Source organism: Variovorax sp. 01N425, assembly GCF_056399465.1.
In genome coordinates, this window is record NZ_JBFTRJ010000040.1 from 1 (window position 1) to 5,387 (window position 5,387).

4 protein-coding genes and 1 pseudogene are annotated in these 5,387 nt (G+C 62.2%); 2 read left to right on the top strand and 3 right to left on the bottom strand.

The features are described 5' to 3' along the window. Positions 1–146, bottom strand: a pseudogene (locus AC1DSC_RS32410) (IS5/IS1182 family transposase); the annotation flags it as partial. Between the two features lie 118 nt (positions 147–264). Here AC1DSC_RS32410 and AC1DSC_RS32415 point away from each other — a divergent pair. After that, positions 265–546 (top strand): hypothetical protein, encoded by a 282-nt coding sequence (locus tag AC1DSC_RS32415; RefSeq protein WP_478132064.1) that lies wholly within the window; start codon positions 265–267, stop codon positions 544–546. Between the two features lie 443 nt (positions 547–989). Here the strand turns inward: AC1DSC_RS32415 and istB are convergent, their stop codons facing one another. After that, on the bottom strand, positions 990–1,754 hold the full coding sequence (gene istB / locus AC1DSC_RS32420; protein WP_012745835.1) for an IS21-like element helper ATPase IstB: 765 nt from the start codon (positions 1,752–1,754) through the stop codon (positions 990–992). Next, positions 1,751–3,364: an IS21 family transposase gene (gene istA / locus AC1DSC_RS32425; protein WP_012745836.1), complete on the bottom strand. Its 1,614-nt coding sequence runs from the start codon at positions 3,362–3,364 to the stop codon at positions 1,751–1,753. The genes istB and istA overlap by 4 nt, the downstream gene beginning before the upstream one ends. Positions 3,365–4,237: 873 nt before the next feature. Here istA and AC1DSC_RS32430 point away from each other — a divergent pair. Next, positions 4,238–5,218: a serine hydrolase domain-containing protein gene (locus AC1DSC_RS32430; RefSeq protein WP_478132065.1), complete on the top strand. Its 981-nt coding sequence runs from the start codon at positions 4,238–4,240 to the stop codon at positions 5,216–5,218. Positions 5,219–5,387: the final 169 nt, after the last annotated feature.

A 5,387-nucleotide genomic window follows, 5' to 3' on the forward strand; every position in this document is an offset into this window, starting at 1 on the left:
CCTTTGAAGCCGAGTGCCTGAAGATCAAGTTCCTCGACGAAGGCGTCGACGACTCGCACCGGGTTGTCTTCGCCGATATAGTCATCAAGACATTCCGGCAACAGCGCGACCTGCTGTCGGTCTTCGCCTTCGATGAATCGCTTCATGGGCACCTYGCTTGGAACGGTGCATCGATTTTATTTTTGATGGGCGGGACTGGAAGTCTTTTCACACAACCTCGGCCAAGAGCAGACGTACAGACCTCAGCTTCAGTAAAGTACCCGCATGCCAGAGAAGTACAAAGACAGGATAGAGGTCTACTGCAAGCAGGCCGGCATCGAGATTCCCATCGGTTTCTATCGCCACTCTGCAAGCCGCTATGCCGTCGTCGATTTGGAGCTCACCCCGCTAAAGCTCGTAGCCAAGACATGGTTCAAGCAGGAAGACGCCGTGTACTACCTCGTGAACCTCTCCGCAGGACGGAAGACGCGTGTGCTGGACTTCAAAGAGCGGTGCGAGCTTGTCTTCAATGGCAAGAGCACGCTTGAGAGAGGCAATGCCTTCTAGGGCAGTTCGCGGCCAAGAGCGGCCCTCCGAATAGGAGGCAGAATTTCGCAGGATCAGATGACCTGACCGATGAACAGCGACGCCGAGGAAGAGCACCTAGTTTCGGGCCAAAATGGTCAACAAGAGGAGAAAACTCAATGAAAATCGCGACGCTTATTCTCGCATTCGCCTTCGTTTCCCCCGCTGCGCTAGCGGCTGACCAGGAATGGGACTACCAGCTGAGCGGCGTCAGCCCGGCTAGCGGAACGCAGCGCCCGACAAGCGGGAAGAACATCGCCGAGCTTAATCAAAGCAAGGACGGGAGTTACGAGTTCCGTATCCGTGGGAATACCGCGCCGAGTTGCTACAAGAGCTTCAGGACCACTCAGGTGGATAAGCCCCGATGGCCACCCCAAACTGCTCCACTTATGGCCGGTCAAACTGCTCCAGGCAGGACGGTCGGATTATGACGATTCGGGCGTGATGGCGATGCGCGCGGCGGCCTCCTTCAGGCGGTAGCTTTTGCCCTCGAACTCCAGCATTGCGCAGCGGTGCATGAGCCGGTCCAGGATGGTGGTGGCCATGGTGGCGTCGGCGAGGTACTTTCCCCAGTCCTGCACCACCCGGTTGGAGGTGATGACGATGGCGCGACGCAGCTTGTAGCGCTGGTGCACGATGGCCTGCAAGAGTTCGGCGCTCACGTCGGCAATGCGCCGGGCCAGGAACAGGTCATCAAGGACCAACAGGTCCGGCTCGATCCAGCCCTTGAGCTGTTCGGCCTGCTGCGCCGTGCTGGCCAGCCCATATCGGGCGAACTCGGTGTCGGCCTCCACGTAGCGCACGTCATAGCCGGCCAACGTGGCCTGGTAGGCCACCGCCTTGGCCACATGGCTCTTGCCGGTGCCGGGCTTGCCGACGATCAATGCGTTGGCCCCCTCGCCGATGAACTTCAGGGTGTGCAGCTCGAAGCAGGCGTTGCGCGGCAGCTTGGGATTGAAGCGCCAGTCGAAGTCCGCCAGCGTCAGGCGTTCGGCCAGGCCTGAGCGCTTGAAGCGGCGCTCCATCAATCGCGAGCGGCGCCGGTCGAGTTCGTCTTGCAGCATGGCGGCCAACGTCTCCAGGAAGGGCTGCTGGGCGGCCTGGGCCTGCATCACGCGGGTGGACAGCGTGTCGGCGATGCCGGACAGGCGCAGCTCGCGCAGGGCGCGTTCGATCTCGGTCATGTTCATGGCTGGGCGATCTCAGTGGTGGGGGTGGGAGAGGTTGTGCCGCCCGAGGTGGCGGTGGCGGCGTGGGCGAACAGATCGCCGTATTCGTCGGCGCTGCGGATGAGCGCGTGCTGCTGGGTGAGCGTTGACGCCGACTGTGTCGGCGTGCCGGCCTGCAGGGCGGCCAGGGCGTCGGCCACCAGCCGCTCGGTGAGCGCCTTGACGTGGCGGTAGCTGTGCACGCCTTGCTCCATGGCGCCCGCACAGGCCGCGTCGATAAAGTGGTTCGGGTAGCGCTTGGCCAGGTTGACGATGCCCCACAGCTTGCGCTGGCCCACGCGCCCCTCGATGGCGAACAGCATCTGGCACAGCCGCGAGGCCTGCGCCCCGATGGCTCGGGCCTGGGCCAGGATGTAGCGCGTCTCGCGCGAGGGGTTGAACACCCGCTCGGCCATGGGCAGCACCACGCTGCCGGGGCGATCGACCCGCTCGTGGGTGCGCAGCAAGGCTTGCGTGCGCAGCTCACGGATCTCGATGCGCCGCTCGAACAGCCGCACCAGCACCTTGGAGCCAATCGGGGCCGGACGAGCGGCGTAGCTGCTGTGGTCGATGCGCACGCAGCTGTCGTCGCAGACCGTGCGCTGCACCTCGGTGAAGTACTGCATGCGCGTGGCCGGCAGCGGCTGCAGGTGGGCGCGCTCCTCCTCGAACATGGCCTGCACCTGACGCCGCTCGGCGCCGTGGATGCGCGAGGCGGCCCACCTGGACTCCCAGTGTTCCAGGAAGGCGTTCTGCTCTTCGATGGTCTCAAAGCGCCGGCCCTTGAGCGCGGTGGCCTGGGTGTGTTGGATCGCGTTCTCCACCGTCCCCTTGCGATTCGGATCCCGGACCCGGGCCGGGTCGGCCACCACCTCGTAATGAGCGAGTGTGGCCGCGTAGACCGGATTGAGCGCGGGCTCGTACAGGTCGGGCTTCAAGACGCCTTCCTTGAGGTTGTCGAGGACGACGTAGTGGGTGGACCCGCCGAAGTAGGCCCAGGCCTGCTCGTGCAACTCAGCCCAGACTTGCTGGCTGGATTTCCAGACCACGCGGCGGAAGCTACGCCGCGAGTAGCGCAGCGTGGCCACGAACAGGCGGGGTTTGCGCCAGCGCTCGGTGCCCGGCATCCGCGTGGGGGCGCCTTCACCGTAGTCGACCTGCATCTCCTCGCCGGGCGCAAAGCTCAGACGATCAAACTGCTCGGGCTCCTTGTGGCGAAGCTGGGCGCAGAACCGTTTGACCGAGTTGTAGGCGCCGTCAAAGCCGTGCAGGTCGACCAGGTCCTGGTAGATGGCGGTGGCGTTGCGGCCCAGGCGCAACTGGGCGTCGATGAAGGCGCGGTGGGGTTCGCACTTGGAGGTGGCCAGCGGCGGCGCTACCGGCCCGGAAGTCGGTGGCCAGGGTGGAGCAGTTTGACTGGGAGGGTCGGTGGCCACCCCGGGGCAGTTTGCCGGATCGGCGGCGAAGCGCTGCTGGTAGGTCCGGATGGTGTGGCGCGAAATGCCGGTGATGCGTTCGATCTCGCGCTGGGTGGCGCCGCCCTTGAGCAGCGTCCAGATGGTGGTTTGCAGATGTGGCTTCAAGACGTTCACTCCGTTGTTCCCTCGCTCAGAGGGGGTGGAAATTAACGTCCTGCCTGTCGGGCTTCGCGGTGCCCGACGCACCGTGTTCAATGCGTCAGATCACCGTGGCCAGGGTGGAGCAGTTTGGGTGGCCATAAGTGGGGCACTTTGGGTGGCCGCCGGGGTAAGGCCGATGGCACCCTCGTCATCACCCCCGAGCCGCTGTTCGGCAACTGCGAGCGCATTCGCCTTGTTGTTAAGCTGGACGGCAGTGGTGGCGTCCAACAGCAGCTCATAGGCAAGAAGCCGAACCAATCGTGGCAGGACGAAGAAGTGCAAGGCTATGGACTTACCGCCAGATGACACCCAACGGGAGAATTGGGGCACCTGCTTGACGAATGCGCTTTCGGAAATTCGTTCGTGAAGTTGGTAGCCCGCAAGACGGCAGAATCCGGCCAGGAGCGGTCCCTCACCGTCATCAGTCAATAGAGGAGTTCTATGTCTGCTTCGCAGCAATCCGGGATAGCTTGCCCACGGTGCCATAGTGACGCACAGGTCGGGGCAAAGATTCTTCTCATTGGGAAGGCAAGCCCGAGCGTTCTGTTTTCCGGTGAGGAGCGAGCGGGCTACCGGCGGCGTGACCAAGTAGCCACCGACGAGTGCAAACAGGAAGAACTGCAGAAGACCCCGCTAGAGCAGTTTGCGCACGGGTTTTACTGCCGCGCTTGTGGCGTTGGCTTCGTCGACGACGGCTTGCTGAAGTGAAGTCATGGTCCATATCCATCGGCACAATGCGGGCCAATTCCGGACCTTCGCCAGCATGCGCACTTGTAAGCGGACGACGTGCTCCGTTCCCTGACATCCGCGCTCAACATGAACGATTGCCGAACCGCCGGAAACTCGATGCACCGTCTGATGGCCGCGGCGGCCATACCGGGCGTGGCCTTGGCCACGGTCGAAGATGGGAAGGTGAAGGTCACGCCAATGGGCGTGGCAGAACTTGACGTCGAACGGCCAGTTGTCGAAACGACGGTTTTCGATGTCGCCTCGTTGAGCAAGCCTGTCGCCGCATACGTTGCGCTTCAACTCGTGGACTACGGTACTCTTGACCTCGACGAACCTTTGTCCAGAATGGTCCAGAAAGGCGTTCCTCCACAACTCGCCTCGTCATCCATCACAGCCCGCCATGTCTTGACGCACACCTCAGGCCTGCCGAACCTTCGGGGCGACGAGCCGCTGCGGACCCACTTTCCGCCAGGGAGTTGGTTCAGCTATTCCAGCGTCGGCTTTACCTTCCTTCAAATGGCACTCGAGGCCGTCTCCACCGAGCCGTTGGAGGCGCTTGCACAACGCCTGGTGTTCGATCCGCTGGGGATGCAATCGTCCAGCTTCCGATGGCATGACCGCTTTAACGAGGACTTTGCGATGCCTCATGAGGGTGACAAGCGGCTTGAAAAGCATCGCCCAGCTGCCGCTCATGCCTCCTATTCCCTTCAGACGACAGCTGGCGACTACGCAAAGTTCATGGTCGCTGTTCTCAATGGCTCGTCGTTGAGAGAGATGACACGCCAAAGATGGTTGACGCCTGCTGTGATGGTGCCGCGAGGGGACGCTATCCATCTAATGGACAGTCCCCCCGAGACTGAACGAGACATCGGTTGGGGCCTCGGGTGGGGAATTGAAGCAACTGACGGCATATTTTTCCAGTGGGGAAAGATGGACGGCATCAGGGCCTTCGCAATGGGTAATCCAATAACTCAGTCAGCCGTCGTTCTGCTGACCAACAGCAACCGCGGCCTTCGCTTGATGGATGCGGCGGCAGAAGCTACCCTGCCGGGCGAACATCCGGCCTTCAGGTGGCTGCGAGCGTGTGTCACAGAGTGAACCCGCTCAACTGCCGCCTACGGCCGAGGCTGTGTGAAAAGACTTCCAGTCCTGCCCATCAAAAAATAAAATCGGTGCACCCGTTCCAAGCAAGGTGCCCCATGAAGCGATTCATCGAAGGCGAAGACCGACAGCAGGTCGCGCTGTTGCCGGAATGTCTTGATGACTA